The organism is Pantoea sp. MBLJ3 (genome assembly GCF_000816655.1).
In the GTDB taxonomy this organism is placed as follows: Bacteria; Pseudomonadota; Gammaproteobacteria; order Enterobacterales; family Enterobacteriaceae; genus Pantoea; species Pantoea eucalypti.
This window is the reverse complement of the sequence record NZ_JSUT01000012.1, coordinates 17,255-35,637: the sequence shown is the minus strand read 5'-3', so window position 1 is coordinate 35,637 and position 18,383 is coordinate 17,255. Positions and strand designations below refer to the sequence as shown.

General features: G+C 38.6%; 22 protein-coding genes and 1 pseudogene. 8 read left to right on the top strand and 15 right to left on the bottom strand.

The window, feature by feature from the left end; translation table 11 throughout:
• Window positions 1–3 precede the first annotated feature (3 nt).
• The 8 genes from NP77_RS16590 to NP77_RS22615 all read right to left on the bottom strand — a co-directional run bounded on the left by NP77_RS16590 (window position 4) and on the right by NP77_RS22615 (window position 7,702).
• The gene (locus NP77_RS16590) at window positions 4–408 is read right to left on the bottom strand and encodes a hypothetical protein (protein WP_039660901.1); all 405 of its coding nucleotides are present in this window, start codon (window positions 406–408) and stop codon (window positions 4–6) included.
• Complete coding sequence (locus NP77_RS16585; protein ID WP_039660899.1) at window positions 401–748, bottom strand: hypothetical protein; 348 nt, start codon at window positions 746–748, stop codon at window positions 401–403. The genes NP77_RS16590 and NP77_RS16585 overlap by 8 nt, the downstream gene beginning before the upstream one ends.
• Window positions 749–849: 101 nt before the next feature.
• On the bottom strand, window positions 850–2,853 hold the full coding sequence (locus NP77_RS16580) for a phage major capsid protein (RefSeq protein ID WP_039660897.1): 2,004 nt from the start codon (window positions 2,851–2,853) through the stop codon (window positions 850–852).
• A 9-nt stretch (window positions 2,854–2,862) separates the two neighbouring features.
• On the bottom strand, window positions 2,863–3,072 hold the full coding sequence (locus NP77_RS16575; protein ID WP_039660896.1) for a hypothetical protein: 210 nt from the start codon (window positions 3,070–3,072) through the stop codon (window positions 2,863–2,865).
• A gap of 62 nt (window positions 3,073–3,134) precedes the next feature.
• A complete protein-coding gene (locus tag NP77_RS16570) occupies window positions 3,135–4,691 on the bottom strand; it encodes a phage portal protein (RefSeq protein WP_082040852.1) in 1,557 nt (518 codons plus the stop codon).
• Window positions 4,688–5,176 carry a hypothetical protein gene (locus NP77_RS16565; RefSeq protein WP_039660894.1) on the bottom strand — a complete coding sequence of 163 codons (489 nt, stop codon included), beginning with the start codon at window positions 5,174–5,176 and terminating at the stop codon, window positions 4,688–4,690. The genes NP77_RS16570 and NP77_RS16565 overlap by 4 nt, the downstream gene beginning before the upstream one ends.
• Window positions 5,177–5,217: 41 nt before the next feature.
• On the bottom strand, window positions 5,218–7,137 hold the full coding sequence (locus tag NP77_RS16560; protein ID WP_039660892.1) for a terminase gpA endonuclease subunit: 1,920 nt from the start codon (window positions 7,135–7,137) through the stop codon (window positions 5,218–5,220).
• Between the two features lie 31 nt (window positions 7,138–7,168).
• Entirely contained in the window at window positions 7,169–7,702 is a 534-nt protein-coding gene (locus NP77_RS22615) for an HNH endonuclease (RefSeq protein WP_052250653.1), read from the bottom strand.
• Between the two features lie 196 nt (window positions 7,703–7,898).
• Here NP77_RS22615 and NP77_RS16550 point away from each other — a divergent pair, with 196 nt between their 5' ends.
• The 6 genes from NP77_RS16550 to NP77_RS23070 all read left to right on the top strand — a co-directional run bounded on the left by NP77_RS16550 (window position 7,899) and on the right by NP77_RS23070 (window position 11,738).
• Window positions 7,899–8,675, top strand: a complete 777-nt coding sequence (locus NP77_RS16550) for a hypothetical protein (protein WP_052250652.1) — start codon at window positions 7,899–7,901, stop codon at window positions 8,673–8,675.
• A 1,313-nt stretch (window positions 8,676–9,988) separates the two neighbouring features.
• Window positions 9,989–10,183: a hypothetical protein gene (locus tag NP77_RS23490; protein WP_156137300.1), complete on the top strand. Its 195-nt coding sequence runs from the start codon at window positions 9,989–9,991 to the stop codon at window positions 10,181–10,183.
• A gap of 10 nt (window positions 10,184–10,193) precedes the next feature.
• Window positions 10,194–10,922, top strand: coding sequence for a hypothetical protein (locus NP77_RS16545; RefSeq protein WP_039660891.1), 729 nt, complete (start codon window positions 10,194–10,196; stop codon window positions 10,920–10,922).
• 210 nt (window positions 10,923–11,132) lie between these two features.
• Window positions 11,133–11,264: a hypothetical protein gene (locus NP77_RS23970; protein ID WP_255351911.1), complete on the top strand. Its 132-nt coding sequence runs from the start codon at window positions 11,133–11,135 to the stop codon at window positions 11,262–11,264.
• Entirely contained in the window at window positions 11,257–11,457 is a 201-nt protein-coding gene (locus NP77_RS16540; RefSeq protein WP_039660889.1) for a hypothetical protein, read from the top strand. The genes NP77_RS23970 and NP77_RS16540 overlap by 8 nt, the downstream gene beginning before the upstream one ends.
• 29 nt (window positions 11,458–11,486) lie before the next feature.
• A complete protein-coding gene (locus tag NP77_RS23070) occupies window positions 11,487–11,738 on the top strand; it encodes an FmdB family zinc ribbon protein (RefSeq protein WP_039660888.1) in 252 nt (83 codons plus the stop codon).
• On the opposite strand, the gene NP77_RS16530 is transcribed toward NP77_RS23070, so the two are convergent.
• Complete coding sequence (locus NP77_RS16530) at window positions 11,735–12,265, bottom strand: hypothetical protein (protein WP_052250651.1); 531 nt, start codon at window positions 12,263–12,265, stop codon at window positions 11,735–11,737. The genes NP77_RS23070 and NP77_RS16530 overlap by 4 nt on opposite strands.
• A gap of 382 nt (window positions 12,266–12,647) precedes the next feature.
• Between NP77_RS16530 and NP77_RS16525 the strand changes: the two genes are divergently transcribed.
• Complete coding sequence (locus NP77_RS16525) at window positions 12,648–13,061, top strand: hypothetical protein (RefSeq protein WP_039660884.1); 414 nt, start codon at window positions 12,648–12,650, stop codon at window positions 13,059–13,061.
• A 266-nt stretch (window positions 13,062–13,327) separates the two neighbouring features.
• On the opposite strand, the gene NP77_RS16520 is transcribed toward NP77_RS16525, so the two are convergent.
• From NP77_RS16520 to NP77_RS16510, 3 genes are all read right to left on the bottom strand, one after another.
• Window positions 13,328–14,299: a PIN domain-containing protein gene (locus tag NP77_RS16520; RefSeq protein ID WP_039660882.1), complete on the bottom strand. Its 972-nt coding sequence runs from the start codon at window positions 14,297–14,299 to the stop codon at window positions 13,328–13,330.
• Window positions 14,300–14,400: 101 nt separating this feature from the next.
• A complete protein-coding gene (locus NP77_RS16515) occupies window positions 14,401–15,060 on the bottom strand; it encodes a DUF2163 domain-containing protein (protein WP_072040368.1) in 660 nt (219 codons plus the stop codon).
• Window positions 15,061–15,070: 10 nt separating this feature from the next.
• On the bottom strand, window positions 15,071–15,637 hold the full coding sequence (locus NP77_RS16510) for a hypothetical protein (RefSeq protein ID WP_231572337.1): 567 nt from the start codon (window positions 15,635–15,637) through the stop codon (window positions 15,071–15,073).
• A 76-nt stretch (window positions 15,638–15,713) separates the two neighbouring features.
• Between NP77_RS16510 and NP77_RS16505 the strand changes: the two genes are divergently transcribed.
• Window positions 15,714–16,196, top strand: a complete 483-nt coding sequence (locus NP77_RS16505; RefSeq protein WP_039660881.1) for a glycoside hydrolase family protein — start codon at window positions 15,714–15,716, stop codon at window positions 16,194–16,196.
• On the opposite strand, the gene NP77_RS16500 is transcribed toward NP77_RS16505, so the two are convergent.
• From NP77_RS16500 to NP77_RS23065, 3 genes and pseudogenes are all read right to left on the bottom strand, one after another.
• Window positions 16,193–16,603, bottom strand: a complete 411-nt coding sequence (locus NP77_RS16500; RefSeq protein WP_039660879.1) for a hypothetical protein — start codon at window positions 16,601–16,603, stop codon at window positions 16,193–16,195. The genes NP77_RS16505 and NP77_RS16500 overlap by 4 nt on opposite strands.
• A gap of 1 nt (window position 16,604) precedes the next feature.
• Complete coding sequence (locus tag NP77_RS16495; protein WP_039660878.1) at window positions 16,605–18,113, bottom strand: recombinase family protein; 1,509 nt, start codon at window positions 18,111–18,113, stop codon at window positions 16,605–16,607.
• A gap of 69 nt (window positions 18,114–18,182) precedes the next feature.
• A pseudogene (locus tag NP77_RS23065) lies at window positions 18,183–18,290 on the bottom strand (heavy metal-binding domain-containing protein); the annotation flags it as partial.
• Between the last annotated feature and the right edge of the window lie 93 nt (window positions 18,291–18,383).

Genomic DNA, 18,383 nt, shown 5'->3' with positions numbered 1-18,383 from the left:
TCCTTAGAAAAGATATTTCATTGTAAGTACTACCTGACCTTCCACATGACCGTCTGAAGCTGATAAGCCATAATTAGTAAATGAGTTGGAAGGATAAATTTCAGTTAGTTTGAACTTTGACAGCTTTGGGTGGGAAGCTGGGATTTTCATGATCTGATATATCAACTGATGAACACCCGATTCATTCAGTTTTGAGAAAATGTCAAAGGTGATGCTCAAATTAGCTACTAGTTTTGAAGAGTTCAGGCTTAACCGGGTATATTCCTCGGTCATTTCTGGCATCATTATTTGGACCTCTTCTAAAACACCTGTAGTAAATGGCTCTTCAATTAAGTTAGCATTAAGTTCTTCAACAAGAATATCAGCGAATGCTCTTTTAATTAGAACGCGTGGAAGTATATTACTCATACTTTGAAACCTTTCTTTTCAGTTTTGGTAACTCAATTCCTTGGAATTCTTCAGGTTCAAAAATCTGTTCTTTCGAAGTAATAGACAGATAACAATTAACTAGCCCTGAGTTATCATTATTGATATAAGCAATTTTGTAAGTCTCGCCATCTAGTTCAATGATATACCCCTGCTTAACATCATCTGAATTAGCAGTAACATAAAGTTCTTCAGTTACCTGTCCATTGTCAGAATTAGTCGTTCGTTCAGGGATTACAAAAACTTCTTTTGCATTGACTTTAGTTTTTAGTCCAAACCTCATTAAGAAATTTAGACGTTGCTTTTGGCTGAATTCAAACATAGTTTCTCCTTATGTTCTATTTAAAACCCTCTAATACTAAAAAAGGGAACCACTAGGGCTCCCTTTCTTTTATTGAACAACTAACGCCAGAGGGTTAATCATTACTTTCCCGCAGCGGTTGCCTTGTTGTACAGGAACAGACGGTCATCAGCTGTGACTTTCCAATCGATATCGCACCAAACACGAGGAACGATAGCGCCACGGTTACGGTAAGTAGTGTCGTCAAGATCAAGAGCCAGGCCGTCCCATTCAGCAACAGTAATTGCAGAGAAGTCACCAGCGATTGCAGAACCCGGAGTTACCAGACCTGAAGTGATAACATCATAACCACCGATCTTACCTGCATCGTCGATTACATAACCAGCAACAGCAGCATCACGCAGAGTAGAACGAAGTTCACCACCAAGTGCAGAAGCAACCAGATACTTGAAGCGGGCCATTTCAACACCATTACCTTCAGCTTCAGCAGCAGCAACAACGAACTCTTTGTAGGTCATACCCAGAGATTTAGCAGCCAGCTGAGAGATGATAGATGCAGGGGTGTTTGCATTACCGGTTTCTGAACCAAACATCAGAGCCTGAATTTTTGCACGGCTGTGTTTGATGATGTGATCAGAGATGTAAGCTTCCAGATTAGGAGTAGTTTCCAGAGCCTGACGGGTCAGTGGGTTACCACCAGTGAAAGTCTTAGGCATGAACTGGATGTTCTCGAAAGCAGATTCACCTTCTGGAGATTCACCGTTCTCAGCAACGAAGCCGAAAGCATCAACAGAGGATTTGGTCCATTTTGGCTGAGTGTATGGCTGAGTCAGACCAGTCTGGAAGTTAACACCCAGTTGACCAAGAACAGTCGGCTTCAGCAGCATTTCAACGAATGAGCCGTAATCAACAACTTCCTGTTGGATTGGAGCTACGGTTGGAACTGAGTTGATAGCACGTGAACCCTTAGCTAACGCACTTACTGGCAGATACATACGACCGTTAGAAGTACGACCAGCATTCAGACGCTTACGAGTCATTTCCTGGGTATATTCAGCAGCAGCACCTTTCAGAGGTTTGTCAGCCATTACAGAGCGCAGTGCTTCACCGAAGTTGAACTGGCTTTCGAGATTTTGTTTGTTATCTTTAGTCATTGTACGTACCACCGCTGGGGCCTTAGTAATTGAATTAGGTTTAATAGAACGTTTGAAATCAGCTACGGAAACACCTTTAGCGATTGCTTTGCGGATATCACCGCGTGGAACTTTATAGCGTTCACCGATTTCTTCGATTTCTTCGATTTCAGCTTCGCGTTTTTCTTCTTCTAGCTTCTGAACTTTTGCGGCTTCTTCAGCAGCGGCAGCAGATTTACCTTCAGCGTCATCTAGATCTTTATTTTCTTCATCATCTGCAAGTTCAGCTTTGATAGCGTCATCCTTTACTTGAGCAAGAATTTCATCACGACGTTTACGAGCATCTAATGGCAATTCTTCAATTTCTTCAATTGTCATATCAGACAGTGCTTCAGGAGACATCGCTTCAACTTGAGCAACGGTTAATTCACGTTTCATGTTTTTTCCTTCGGAGTTTAAATTAGGGGTGGCAGTTTTAGCTGCATCTTCAGTTATATTTAATAAGCGTCCCAAGCCAACTTTATCGTCCGCAGGAACAGTAACCCATGAGATTTCATAAGGAGCCCATTTGGTAACAAGCAAGTCATTACCTTGAAGTTCATATTCAACTAGGTCATATCCAAAACTAATCTTTGAAATTGTACCTTCGTCAACTTTCCCACGAACATCTTGAGCAAGTTGACCAAACTGGCTGAATTTAACTTTAGCTCGACCAACTTTGTCAGGGTCAATACGCACAGAGTCTTTAACAACAATCCCCAAGTGTTGGTCAAAATCATGATTGAACAGCAAAGCTGCACCGTTATTAATTCGAGTTAGATCAGCATTATCGGCGCTGTCATGAACAAGAATTTCATTGACCGTAATTGGTTGTCCGTAATTATCAATAATCTGACGTTGAACAGGAGTTTCAGAACTAAAGGCGATTTCATATACACCGTCTTTAGATACTTGAACGTCCTGCACGGAAAAATCACGCTTTAGTTTAAGCATTGCAGTACCTTATTCGTCTTGCTTGAATTTCTCCGAAGCAGCAACAATTTCTGTTAATTGAATCTGTTCGCCTCGAATACCAAAGTTTTCGGCAACTTGGGCGAGCGCAATTGAATATTGTTCTGCCAGTTTTTTATATCTTTCAGAGTCTTCAAGCGCATCGAACAGTCTAGATTTGAGAACAATTAATTGATCTGATTCAGTAGAATTTTGAAGCATTGTTATTTTCCTTTAAAAGAGGAACCGAAGTTCCTCAATGTTTTCTTATATACCTATATTTATTACGCATTTTCGTTAGCTGTGGCAGATGCTTCAGCAGGGGCTTTAGCAACTTCGAGTTGATGCGCCATTTTAGGGACATAGAAATCTTTCTCAGATTGAATCTGAGCGAATACAGTTTCAGGTTCTTGTCCGAACTCCAGAATGGTGTCGGAACGAGGTTTAAGACCGTTGTCGATTTTAAGAATCTCAGTTTCAGTATCTTTCTTAGGATCAATTGAGTCCCACTTAGGATATGACCACTGCGTATTGCGTAAAACAGAACCAATTGCCGTCATTGGAATATCAATTTCACCACTAAGAATTGCATTCTGTAACCAACGTTCAAACAAACGTTCAAGAACTTTTTCTTGCATGGTTCGCTGAATATTCTTAAACATCACTCGTTGAGCTTGGTCACCAAAGCGAGCAGAACTGTAGTTGATGTTAGAAGTATCACCTCGATAACCTTGCATGAAGAAGCCATAACCCATTGAGATTTGCTCTTCAAGACGATTAGTAAAGTTATAATAGTCATCGCCCCCTTGAGTTGAAGTGAACTGTTTGATGTCCATGCCTGGCGGGAGTTGCTGAATAATACCGGCTTCAAGAGTCTGTACAACGTCTTGTGGAATTTCATCTTCAGATTCCATTGCCATGATATCAATCTGTTCTTGTGAGTCTTTATCTTGAGTAATAAAGCCCATTGATGAAGCGGCAGCCTTTTTCTGTACCAATGTATAGTTGGTAAAACCATCATATTGGATAAGAGTATTGATAATTGCTGAGGATTCAGGTATTCCGCGTTGCTGACCAATAAAATATTCACGGTAATAATGGATAATATCATCAGCATCGACACCCTCTGTCAGACCATTAAAATTCTGAGTCAACGGGTCAATTTTACGAATCCAATAACGAACAGGCTCCATTGTGTCATTAGAGTACTCGATACCCATATAACAGAAAGTTTCTTCATTTTGGAACTGGTGATTGATGTCAATACGGGTTGCATCGAGAACTTCAACACGAATACCATCAGTGCGATCATGAATACGAACCAGTGATTCACCATCAATGAAACGACCACGCTCAAGAACTTCTTGAAACTCACGCCAAGAGAATTTTCGATTCAGTGAGAACTTGCGACTACGCCATGCCCAGTCTTCGAATGATTCTTTAATTTTCTTATTCAGAGCGATATTAGGACGACCATTAGAATCTAACAGACGAGGTTGTGGACAGATACCATCAGTACCAACAATGTTATCTGACTGATACTGTGCAGCTCGTTTACCATGTGGTGTACGAACAGCTAAAGTACGAGAATTACGCTGAAGATTCTGTAAGTGAGACCTAATAAAGATATTCACATTACCTTGGATTACTGACTCCTGAAAATCGGCAGTCAATCGATTGATATCTGAACCACCTGCTGCGCCACGGATTACTTTTGTTTCGAAGCCTTCCCCTAATGAAAGATTGTCTAAAGATTTTGAACGACGAGCACGAGGCTTAGAGCGTTTTTTAGCTGGAGCAACTGGCTCAGCTTTAGCTCTTTTCAAGAAATTAAAATTCATGATGTTGGACCTCGAAATCTAAATTTAATTGTTTTAATTGGACCTTTACCATTACGTGCATCTTCAGCTTGAACAACAGCACTTAGTGCAGATAGAAGTTTTTTACGAGCAGCCATTAATGAATCTAGAGTTTCATAAACAAATGACTTGCCATTAATGGACATCTGCTGAATGGCATCTTCATTGTTGGTCAGGCGATAAGAAATAACTGAATCTATATTCCTGATCTGTTCAATGATCTGTTCTTTATTACTTTTTGCGGCGATTGGAGAGACGATCTTAACAAGCTGAGTTGATACAAAGGCACCGCCTAAAAAAATCACCAGTGAGTAAATGCCTTCTGAAAATTCAGAAGTTGGAATTTCAACATTCGACGGAGCTGATGGGTTTTTATAAAGTTCAGTCTGACGATTTGCCAGAGTAACCGATGCACCTTGCTCATTTTGAACAAGTAAGGTCTCCCCAATAAAAATCTGCTTATCCATATGGACCTCATTTTATTGGGTATAACCTTATTTATTACTCGTTACAACCAGCCTCTTTTTTGAGGTGGTCTTTGTGGTCTTCGCGCTTTAGGACGCACAGGATTCACTCTGTGAGCCTCTTGGACTTCAGATGATATAACTATTAGCTGTTCTTCTGCGTCTTCCTGGATTGATTCTGGCTCATCCTTAATGAGTTGTTTAGCCATCAGCTTGCGCCATTCATGCCATTTGATTTTTTCGATTACTTGAAGACGAGCACAATATCCATAGTTCAGACAGTCTAGGGCTTCATTTCGAACACCACCTTGTTTGATTACCCAGCGAGTACCATTACCTGAGCGTTTAAGTTCTTCAGACATTAGCTGTTCAAAATAATCATCAGGAATACCGTTCTCAGTAATTTCAACTCTTACTGGAACATGGATGCCGTCTTTAATATTCTGATTAAGCATTGTACGAACTAAAGTTTTACCTGAGTTAACACCGATGTTATAGAGTTCATAACCTGATACGCGGCTTAGTTTAGTTGGTACATAGGGAGCATCGAACTGTGATGAACCTTTAATCGCATGAAGATTCGCCCATTGAGAGCAGAATCGGTAGATCGTTTTCGTAGCCATGCCGTTACCGGAGTCGATGTTAGCCCATGCCATTGGCACTACACGATCAGTAGGAGTTGAGAATCTTGTTTTCAGGAATGCCAACATCTCTCTATAGACAGGTGACTCAATAACTTCAGCATTCATTGTCATCAGCGAACGATGATCAAGGATGTACACGGACTTTTCGGTATGACCAAGAAGTGTTACTTCTAAGCGGTCTTTCTGTTGGTCAACGCCAGCAGTTAAGAACAATGTGTCTTCAGGGATGTTCTTAATGCTGATATCTGTCTGAAGTTTAACAAATTTAGATTGTTCAATTTCTTCATTCAGGTCATCGAATGGCAAACCAAGAACTGTATTGTAGAAAGTACTTAGGCTGAAACTCTGAAAGGCGGTTTTATAGTCTTCTACAACAGAACGAATAGAACTAAGTGGGCTATAGAGCCTTGAGATATGGAAACCAGCAACATCCGACTGAGGGTTTAGCTGAACCCATTTCCCTTTCTTAACTGCTCTTGCTCTATCACCATCTGAGAACCGATGCTTGCACTCAGGGCATTCGATGTAAGCAGAGTCAGGATTAGGTAGCCACTTGCCTTCCTGCTGAATCTTGTCGAACTTAACATTGTCCCAGACCAGTTCATGGTAGTGACCACATGCAGGGCAAGGTACATGATACTTACGCTTGTCTGATGCCTCGTACTGAGTATGGATAGCACCGTATTTTCCAGTTGGTGTAGAACTAATGAAGATACGGGCATCTTCACCAAAGGTTGTTGCACGTTGCTCAGCTATAAGGATTGGGTTACCTTCCTCAGTATCTGATTCAACAGCATCAACCTCATCAAGCAGAAGAAGAGGCAATGTTTTACCACGAAGATGACTAGGTGAGTTCAGAGACATGAAATACCAGAAACCGCCTGATTTTAACTGAATCTGAGAGTTGTTATTGACTGCGTTTCGGTCGTTCTTATCCGTAACAATCGCCTGCATCTCTGGTGATGAGTCGATAAGTGGTCTAATTTTTCCTGCTAACCACTGTGCTGTTTCTTTACCTGTTGACTGGAGTACACCTGCATTACCTGGGTCAGTAGCAGATTTGTAGAACAGGATTCCATTGAGTATCGATGTTTTTCCTATCTGCGCGGATGTTTCAAATACAATTTTCTTTTTCTTACCTTTTAAGGCATCAATCATTTCTTTCTGAAATTCAAACAGAGTCATCTTCTGACCAGCATAAGGACCATCAGGCCAAACTAAATTTTCTTCAACCCACTCAGAGGGAGTATATTCAGGAGGTGGAATAATGAATCTGTATGCTTGTTTGAAAATAGCGTTTATCTTTTTTAAGTCGTTCATATAACACCAAAGGGGGCTTAAGCCCCATTAATTAAAGTTCTGAAAAAAACTCACCATGCATCTGCTTCAAGGTTTTTTCTAACCACTCTTGAGCTTCTTCCAAAGTTCCAGTTGGAGAACGATAAGTTTCTTTGGCATAACGGAAACGAGCAAAATAACCGGCTGAGTTCTTATTGATACGGCGAGGAAGACCTGATTGACGATTGATAGTGCGACGAGAGTTAGCAGCATTCTCAATTTTTGTCGCTAGGCGAAGATTCTTAGGTTTGTTTTCGCGAGTTCTAATATGGTCTACAACATATCCTTCTGGAATCACTTTCTGATTTTGAATCATCCAGATTAGGCGATGCGTATAGACGAATAAGTTTTTACCATTAAATTTGCCGGGTATACGTACTTGCCAATAACCAGTTTTGTTATTAAAACTACCAGCCATATTTTTAAGACCTTCTTTGCGATGGCCTTTAACGTGATTGCTTGGATTCTTCCATGCAAGACCAGAAGAAAACTCCGGGTTAATTTCAAACAGATTAGCGATTTCAAGTGTGATGTTATTTGAGTTCATTAGAATTCCTGCGATTGTTTGTATACAAATATTTATTACGCAGGAATTCCGCTTTATAGGATTTGTGATAGCAGGGGGCCAGTGCAGCTTTTTATTTCATTTTGCATTCATACTAATGGGTGCTTAATTCATTGCTTTTGAGGTTTATTGTCTTAAACATGTGATTTGATGTATTCTGTAAAAAAAGGAGGAGTGTATGCAAAAAGATACAACCACGTTTTATTTCGACAAGTTAGATTTTGATGTGGTTATTGAACCTCACAAATTTTATGTAAAGCAGGCAAACGAGAGATTATTAAGTCAGTTCAATGACATTGATAAAGAAGCTGAATTCGTAGAAAAGCAGCGGCTAGAATATCTTGGTAAGCACTTCAATCCTGATTGGGATGATGAAGGAGATGCCTATGAAGATGCCTATCAGGAAGGCGTGTCTCACTACCTTGCTGTTCATGAGATGTACAACACAGTAACGCTAGCCTTAACAGCTGGCATGTTTCATCAGTTCGATAAGCAGCTACGTGAAAAGACCATTCGGGAACTATCCTCGTGGAATGCTAACCGGGATATCGAAGGGATGGTTTGGAACCTAGGGTTTCCATCTCTGATAAGGTTGCTTGATTGGGTAGGATTAGAATTAAAAAACAAAGCTTTCACAGATATGATTGATACTTGCCGATTAGTCGTAAACGTTTACAAGCATGGTAGTGGTGATGCCCATAACGAACTAGTTGCTAAACATCCTGAGTACTACCCTCATTACATGTCTGATGAGTACAAATGGTTTGATAGCCGATACGATCAGCTAAAAGTGTCTCCTGAGCAGTTCAACGAGTTTGCAGAAGCTATCAGTGAGTTCTGGAGTACTTTACCGGCACCATGTTATTACTCACAGCTACAAGGTAAAAACGACTTGCTGACAGAGTATATGAGAAGCTGGGACAACACTGTTCAGCGTCGAGCAAAGAAGAAATGAGCTCACCAGAACTCACCAGATGCACTACAGGACTAACAGGACAGAAGGTATAGGGTTAATCAACTTGAGCCAGAAAGGTGCCTAGAATGAATCAGAAGGGCATGGAGGTGCTGTTAGGTACAAGCAGGAATGATAGGTACAAGGTTTAAGGATAAGTACAGGATTTCAAGTAAGTTATTAGTTATCCCTTATATAGAGATATAGAATTACTAAAGTAATAAAAATGATACCTGGCCCGAAGGGCCAGAATATTAGTTGTTACTGTATGGTTGAAGGTAGTTACTAGTTGATTCTAGAATCTCTCTGGTTAACTCTGGTAGTTACTAGTAGGAAAGATGATTGGTTCTATTAGTTACTGGTTAGAAGCTCTCTGGTTGTTACTGGTTGGGTCTAGAAGCTACTAGTTTGAACTAACAAGTTGTGTAACTCCCTGAGCCTGCGAAGGGATAGTCTTTGTTACTAGTCGTTCTAATTACCACGAAGTGGTTTATTGATATTCCGATACGTAAAGGCTATCGCGTCGTGCCTCCGCGAGTTTCACATTCTTTCTTGTGAAGCTTGTAGGAGGTGGCTACCTGAATATCAAACTTGTTTGGTAATGAAGGTGTCAACCGAAGACTTTACATCTAATTAAACACCTCCGAAGCATTGGTGCCAAAGACTTTGGAAACGAATGAGTATTATTTTTATCCGAATGAGTATTATTTCGGGTTCAATTGTGTGTATGGGATCATCGAATAACTATCAAATTTGCATTAGAAATCCTGTGTTATAAATATCTATGTGGCTGGTTACCACGATTGAGTTTTGTAAAGGTTGAAGATTGAAATGCGTGTAATTCAAGAGTTCTTTTGGTTGAGAGCTCTTTATACTGCATGTGTGAGTGTAGTAACCTTAAAGGCGAGTTTGTAATTCAAAGTCTCTTAGTCATGTGGGAGACTTTTATAGTATGAACTCTGACTATCCAATCATCCGAAGTGACTGTTCAATCACTTTATTAATTCTTCTGAAAAAATGTTTATTCATCTATTGTGACTGTTCATTCGAAAAACTCGGAAAAAGCTTCGGGAAGGTATTATAAGCAATGCAAAAATGCCTCGAATAGTTATTCTCCATGAGTCTTTTCTTATAGTGAATAAAAGTGAATAGAACATCATTACGCCATCTAATTAAGTCTCCAGAAACGTATTATAAATATCATTATACAAGAACAAAACAATGAGTCATCAAGTTCTGCAGTAATTTGCTTTAAGAATTTTATGATATTATTTTTATATCGATTGATAAAACTATTTTCAATAAAGGAAACAAAAATGAAAGCTATCGAAAAACCATCTCTGTCAGCTATTGAAGAATACGCACTTGAATTTTTCTCTATTCCAGTTGCAGAACAAAATGATTGGGCAAATGAAAAATTCGGTTGTTCAGCTATTACCTTTCGTCGTTGGTGTAATGCCTGCGGAGTTAAGGTCAAACTTGTAGGACGTACTGTTACTTTAATCAAATAAGGAAATCACCATGAGAATCACCCTGTACAATAACTCAAAATCAAATAAACCAAACGCTGTTATTTTTCATGTTCAAGGTACGACCAAAGTCACTAAACAAGAAATTAAAATCCAGTCTGATAGTTTGAAAGGGCTAGTTAAACAATGTAGCTCTAAATCAGGTGATGAAACTTTTGTTCTTCGTCGTTTCCTGAATAAGTCATGTGAAGACCAAGGTAAAGGTTTTTATATTGCTGGTAAACTGGAAGCTGGTAATAACTTCATGGTTCATGTTAATGATTCATGGACTATTGCTACTGTCGTTCAGCGTGAAGGCCGCTCATACTCGACCAAAAAATATGAAATGGTTATTGCTGACAAAGAAGGAAAAATGGGAGTTGTATACAACATCTATTCAAAAACCGAGCTTTTTAATAACGAAACTGGTTCGGAAGTTGTTGCAGAAGATATTCAGACTTTAATGGAAGTGATCCGTATCAAAGACCGTCAGATTGAAAAACTTTCTAAAGTTAACTCACTCAATGAGTCTCTTGGTCAGGCTGTTCTGGAAATTGCTAAATCTAACACTCCTGAAGAAGCTAAAGCTAAAGCTGAAAGTGTTGTTCAAGTTTTTTCCGATGAATTGGCTGGTCTGAAACCTGTTAAGAACGAAATCTTTAATGGTATTAGTTCTCGTGTTGAGCGTAACTCTAAGAAAAATCACCATCTTGTTGAACTTGATAATTTTGAATTTAACTAACTCACCGCCCGGTTTTCCGGGCTCAGGAACTCTAATGAACTTTATTAAACATCTAATTCTCTCTATCGTTTGGTTTGCTACTTCAGTTATCTTTTGTATGGGTGTTGTCGGATGGATAGTTCTACAGCCTCTAATGCTTCTAGGTAATCTGCTTTCTGGCTTGAAAATCCCGTGTAATAAATACAACTAAGAAAAATACAGGAGCAACAAATGAGCTACCACGAAGCAATGAACGCACTTTACAGTCTATTTGCGCAAAAGAAAATTAGTCGTAAAGAATATGAAACTCGCCTAGCTGTTCTGGATGCTGTCAATGAAACTCTAGGAGTTAAGGATGAGTAAGTTTGTTGAAATGACAATGGAAGAGTTTTTAAAGAAAGATAACTTTGACGAATTTGCTGATAGTTTTAGACAACAAAAAATCACTCAAGAATTCATGGATATTGTTAAACTACAGAAAAAAGACATCAGACACTATGTTTGCCTAAAATATCTGATTGACCGTAAAATTGAAAAACTAACAAGAAGGAATTAGGTCTGTGATTTTTATCGTGCCTACTTTAGATGAAAAAATTAAAGAGCTTATTAATAAAAATGAGGAGACTTCCGATGCCAATGTTTGATTATCAATGCCAATGTGGAAGAGAATTTGAAGCTTTGAAGAAGTACTCTGAAAGTCAGACTGCAAGTTGTCCTAGTTGTGAAAGAGAAGCCTCAAAGATTCTTTCAGCGCCCGCGGGAATTTGTGGCGGTTTCTATGATACTTCAGTAAGAGTCAACAGACAGAAACAGACTTTCAGTTCATCAGTTCGTTAATCAGGCAATTCATTGGAGTCTTCGGACTCCGCCTGAAGTTCTTCCTCGGGAATATCAAGACCCTCTATTAACAGATCTCCAATTTCATGCAGATTGTCATTCAGGATCTCTCTTAATTTCTGTTTTATTTCTTGCACTGAACCTGCTGATTCTAGAATATCCACAGCATAACGAGATGGAATAAGGCGGATTGAGTCTTTAAATTTCTGGCAGTACTCGTTGAGAACTTGTTGAACTAGATCAGCACGAATTAACTCACGCGATTTTTCTTGAGCAGCATACTGTGCCAAGTCAGCTTTAGCTTTCTGTTCCCGTAATTTTTCGAGATCCATTTCTTCTTTTACAGAAGTATTTCGGAGTGGAGTAATTTTGTTATCGATAATCCAGTGAGTTCCTTCAATTTCTGGAATTCCATTAGGATTGTCAGAGTATGGTAATCCCTCTGCTTTCCAGCCTTTGATAGCATTCAATGTGTAACCGTATCGACGAGCCATTTCAGCCATCGATATATAAGATTTTCTAGCCATAATTTTTATTCCTGTTAATAACTTATAGTAGCGGAATATTATTCCTGATATTCCTATTTATTCCACGCTGGTTGAATTGCATTGAATTTAAAATTCCTCATGTGTACTAAACGCTGAGGCATCGAAACATCTCGTGATTCTGGAAGCCCCAAAGTAACTGTGAGTTTCCCAGAGGCATTCTGAGACACTCTGGTGAATTGGATGAATTATCAATCATTAATTCAACTGAAGATCTCAGATTAATTCTGGTGAAACTTCTGCTTCAAAGCTGTCATCAACGTGACTTTATGCTACTAAGCCGATAGAAATAAATCACTTCCAATATTGTACGCTTCAAAATTTTCAATTTAGAATCTCACAAAAAAACTTATAAGGACTCAATATGAAATCACACACTCGTAAAAAAATATTCCGCCTCATGTTCAGCGCATCAGTTGTTCTTGGTATCTGGGCTATTGTTGCCAATATCTATCCAACTAACTACACCTGTGAACAGACAGTTACTTATCAATCATCACCTGGTTCTGAGATGGTTGACACTAGATCAGTAGACGTAAAAGATTTTAATGGCTATATGTTTGCTGTAAAAACTCAAAAGGCGGGATGGTTCTATAGTCCTATTCTTTATAATTCAGATGTTAAGTTGGATAACCTCAGCTTTAAGACAGATGCATATGATGCTAACCGCACTTATTACTTTCGTGGACAGTCTGAATCTGGTGTTAGTCGTTTTCTTATTAGCTCTCGTATTCAGAAGACCGAAACAATCATTGCTCGTTGTGAGAAGCGCCAATAAAAAGGTAACTTCAATCAGGTTTAGGGATAGGACATAAAGTGTATAATTGCGAGATTATGGCGGGTATATGTGTGCTATCAAAACTGATAACTTAGACTGGTTTTATTCACCTCTACTTTTTAAGGCAGGCTTTAATATAGCTACTTTCTTCTGAAGTAACTTTAGTTAAAGATGCCAAGATTTCTAATCGATTCCAATCTTTAAAATACTTCTAATATAATTTCCTGCCATCTAAAAATTAAAGGGCTCTAATTGAGCCCTTTTTATTATGCTAAATCTTCGATTTTCCCATTAACATACTTGTGCAGGAAATCTGCTAAACCCTCTGAATCTTTTTCTTTATCACATTGACTAATAATCAAGTTTGCAAATCTTTTAATATCTGCATCCTTTCTGATATATCCAACCTGATCATTATCAAAATAGATATTCATCAACTTCATAATCTGATTCTGATTGAACGTTTTAAAGTTATTCAACTTTTCAATCACACGGTGTGTAGTCGCGAAGTTAGGTGATTCTTCAAGTTCTTTGATTGTCAGATTAACTTCCATCTCGGCAAGATTAGTTGCTTCAGGGAAGTGAGTTTTTATGAACTCTGACAATCGAGCATACATATGAGGCTCAGAGTTTTTCTTACTCTTCCATTCATGCTTCATATACTCATTCATCGAGTCTTTAATGAATGCACTCTTGTAATCTGAGTCTTCAGTGATGATATACAGGTCTTCACCATCAGGAATGGCGCTAAGTAAACATTCCCAGTTGACTGCATCACCATATGATTTGTTCTTTCCTGGTGGATTGCCTAGGTCATATCTACGCTGACCACGTTCGATCATTTCTTCATCAGCTGTGATTTTTGAAGCAGCAGCAAAGATTTTTTTAATGACAATGTCAGCTGCTAATGTTTCTGTAGCAAATTGTTCTTGAACGTCTTTAAGGATAGTGTTTTTAATTCTGTTAGCTTCATTCACATGTTCGCTGAAACTTTTCAACTCTTCGTGTTCTCTAAAGATATGAGGAAGAGACGGTCTGTAATCTTTCTCAATATCCTTAGTATGCTCTGCAACAACTTTAGCTCTGTTTCTCCAGAACTCATTGATAATCTGCTCTGGGAGCCATAATATCAAACGTTGATTACTGTGCAGAGCAAAGACTTTTTCTAGCTCATCTAACTTGTCCTTTCCCATACGGTAGAAGTCTAAGAGTAGATTGGTATCGATGAAGACGTTCATAAGATTTCCTTTCCTTTTTTCGAAAATCTCACTATATCAGATAAATCCTATCATAGTAAATGACAAGTTAAACAATTGATTATAAAGAACAAAATTGATAATTATTTTTTAGTCTTCCATATAGACTCTGAGTTCCACTTACCAATCCTTGAGAAAAATACATCATTTTCACTCCCTGGATATGAGCGGTGTACACCATCTGAAGCGTGATTTCGTGCTTTCTTTTCAAGTACTTCATAGATAGAGTTCATCTTCGCTTCAGTTGTGTTAGTGGATTCATTATCTTTGAGTTCCAGGTTAACAGTCAGGGAATCAACTGTACCCGAGAAGACATTGAATGACTGTTCAATTTGACCAGAGTTCGGATTGCAGAATGCTAGTTCAATCTTAACGGCGGATTTATCAAACTGCTTAGACTGAACAAGCTGAATATAATCTGTTCTAACATTGGCGAGTTTAACAGTCATTCCGACATTATTAATCTCTTTGTCATCAGAAATTGTTGAGATATCAACAAAGTCACCAGTTGCGAGATAATTTAAACCATTATAAGTGATATCATACCAAGCATCTGTAATATTGAGCTGATTGCCATTAGGCATCTTTATATTGACAAGGTGAAATAATGTGCCCGTTGAAAACAGTTGAGAAAGATTAAGCTGCTTAACAGAAGTTGCGTTGAACTCATTATATGCCTGTATAAACTCTGGAGATGTGCAAAGTGCATTAAATCTCTGTTTAATTGTATCTATTTGCGCCATTTACTTTTCCTTAAATGTACTCTGTAGCTGTAAATTTCATTTTGTTCAAAGAATTAATAGACCATTCAATTTTGTCATTCGTCATAACAAAAGTACCTTGAGGGGAACGATAGTTGATTATCTCGCCTGCTTGAACAGTTGCCCTCAAAGAAGGAAACAGAGAGCATTGCCCACCTGATTGAACGTCTTTCTGGACTGTGTAAAGTTTAGAGTGGTTAGCAAACTTTATAACAGTACCTGCTTCTAAAGTTCCGGTGAAAGTTCCAAGTGTTAACAGCCGAGCTCCGGGTTGTGCAGTTATGCCAGATTGAAGGGTTCCATTTGCTGTACCCTGATATTCACTGAACCAGCTTAGAGGAAACGAAAAAGGCTGTCCGTATTGATGCTCAGCAACAAACTTTTTTACCACCGACATATCGTTCATTTGATAATTAGCAGTGAATTCAAGTTCAAAGAATTGAATTCCTGTGTATCTCTTCTGATATTTACCCGACATTGCTTTATTAGCAAAGAAAGGTGCGTTAGAAGTCACACTTACATCTGAAATTTTTACGGAAGTATTGTCTAACATAGCCATAATTGGGCCTCCTATTAATAGCTGTATTTAATATCAACAAATTGAACGTAAATACTCTTTTAACTAAGAGGTGTTTATGAACTTATATCAGATGTTAAGTTACGATGAAGGTGAGAAACTGGAGCTCTATAAAGATTCGGAAGGTTTTTGGACTATAGGAATAGGAAGGCTGATTACAAAGAATCCATCTTATCAAGAAGCTCTAAGGATTCTTTCAAGTTACACAGGTGAAATGACAGGAAGAATTACACAGGTGCAGTCAGAGAAATTCCTCACTGAGGACATCCTGAGAGCAACCAAGAGCATTGAACGCTCTGTACTTAATGAGACATACAACCAGCTGAATGAGGCTCGCAGGATGGCTCTGGTTAACATGGTCTTTCAGCTTGGTTTAAGTGGGGTACTTGGTTTCAAGAAAATGATTCAGCATCTCCAGCTAGGAAACTGGTCGGCAGCGTCGGCAGAGGCACTTGATAGCAAGTGGGCTCGCCAAACTCCTAACAGAGCTAGACGAGTAACCACAGTTATCAAAACAGGTAGTCTTGGTGTTTACTGTTAATAGTTAAACATCACATTAAAGACGTTAGGATATTCAGATTCTTTCCTTTCAAAACTGATGTGTTCGTATTTTGTACATACGTCAGAGTTTATGTAATCTTGAACGACTTCTTTAGTTAATGACTTTTCAAATAATTCCCTTGGAGCCATTGATACATCAAATGGACCAGAGGTGCGAATAAATGCATTTCCCGGAACATAGAAATCAAACTGATGAAGTTGTTCAAGAGTTACTTTCATTTCAACGATATTATTAATCCAAGCCTCATAGGAGTTTGGATCTACATTGTTGGGTGAATTAAATGTTGATTCACCAAAAAAGTTGTTGTTATCAAAGACGTCATCAGCCTTGTCTTTTGATGCTTCGACGTTTTTCATATGTGCGTCCATAATCTCTTTAGAAATCATATCAAGCTTCCTTCATTGTTTTTAGTAAATTCTTCATCTGCTCAGTATCTGATTTGAACAGAACTTCACCCGACTTTATCAAGAAATTCTGCGAATGACCATCTGTTTTTAAAACCTTAATTCTCAGGTTTTTCCCAGTAGTATCTAATTGATGAACTTCTATTTTTCTGACTATTCTTTTCAAGTGCATGTTGTATTCTTGCGCATCATTTATTGAGCTTAGACTTTCAACATCATTTTGCGATACATCTGGAGAATCTGTCGTCTTAAGAAGTAGATTAAGTTCTTCTTCTAATTTCTGTATTGTCTTAAGAACGCTTAATGGCGGATTATCCATCTCTAGCAGCATCAAATTGAGCTTTTCGATTTTCTGCTCTTTAAGTTTGATTTCTTCTAAGTTCAAATTTTTCTTTGTGGTCTGTTTAATAGTCAATTTATCCATCAATGAAGTCAGCAATGGGACTAAGTCTCTAATTCTCTTTTTGTTTGGACATCTACCTTCTGTTGATGCAGAACAGAAGTGGTATTCGTATTCATGAGGTTTGTCTTTATAGACCATTACCTTTTTACTGAAATTCATTCCATGACCACAAGAGCACTTTAGAATTCCACTAAAAGGATTAGCTTTAGAGGGTTTTCCCTTATTAGCTTTTGAAGAATCTGATTGAAGTTGTAGATAGGTTTCATAGTTAGTTATTGCTGGATAATGGTCTTTAATCAGAATATCAGGTACAGCTTTACCTTCTATGATTTGATGAGTCTGATAGGCTCCATACAAGGTTGGGCTTCTTAATGCTACCTTCACGGTCATATGATTCCACTGTTTGCCCGATGGTGATGGAATCTGTTGTTCATTAAGAACCGTAGCTATTTTTCTTGGTCCATTTCCTGCAAGCCTAAGTTTGACAATTTCTTTGATAATTGATTTTTTATCATTAAGCACAAACTTATTGTTCGACTCAGACCAATCAATCCAGAACATTGTATGGCCTCTGATTTTCTTACCCTGTTGAGCCTTCTCCCTTATGATGGCTTTAGCTGCTTTTATCAACTTCGATTTTCTCAAAGACTCTTTGTGCGCCAAATCCGCAGCAAGTGCTACCAAGATTACTGAGCTTAAGTCATTGAGGGAATTCTTGTTCAGAATCTGACCTGCTAGTGTTTTGGCATCCTCACCAACAAAGGCCACTTTGATGTCATGCAGAAGTATTGATTTGAGAACATCTTGAGTATGCGATATGCCTTTACGTGAAAGTCTGTCGATAGCTTCAATCAGTATGTAGCTTCCTGAAGGTATAACTCCCGATTGTATGGCCTCAAGCATCTGATCAAGTTCTGGTCGTTTTACGTTTTTGAAGCCTGAGATACCAAGGTCGTTATAGCCCTTTGAGGAAAGTTCAAGATTGTGTTGTTGACAGAACAACTTTGAAGCATTCAACTGTCTTTCAAGTGAAGTTCCTGTTGCTTGTGACTTCGTACTAAATCTGACATATGAGAATGCCTGAATCATGATAAAAATACCTTTTATAACAATAACATGTAGTTATACTTCGGTATTATATCATTTTTGTCATTTGGTAAACATATCACGGAAAATGTTCGCACCAAGAATCGCTTCGCCAGTGACCACACCACAATATTCACTGATGCTGTGGCCTTCCAGCGTCGGGGTTGTTGAAAATTTCATCGCATTCTCCTTGTTGAAATCAGGCTAAGGCTCTTTCGACTAAAAAGCACAGCTATACTCTATGCTAAAAAGGGCACCTTGCCAGAGAACCAT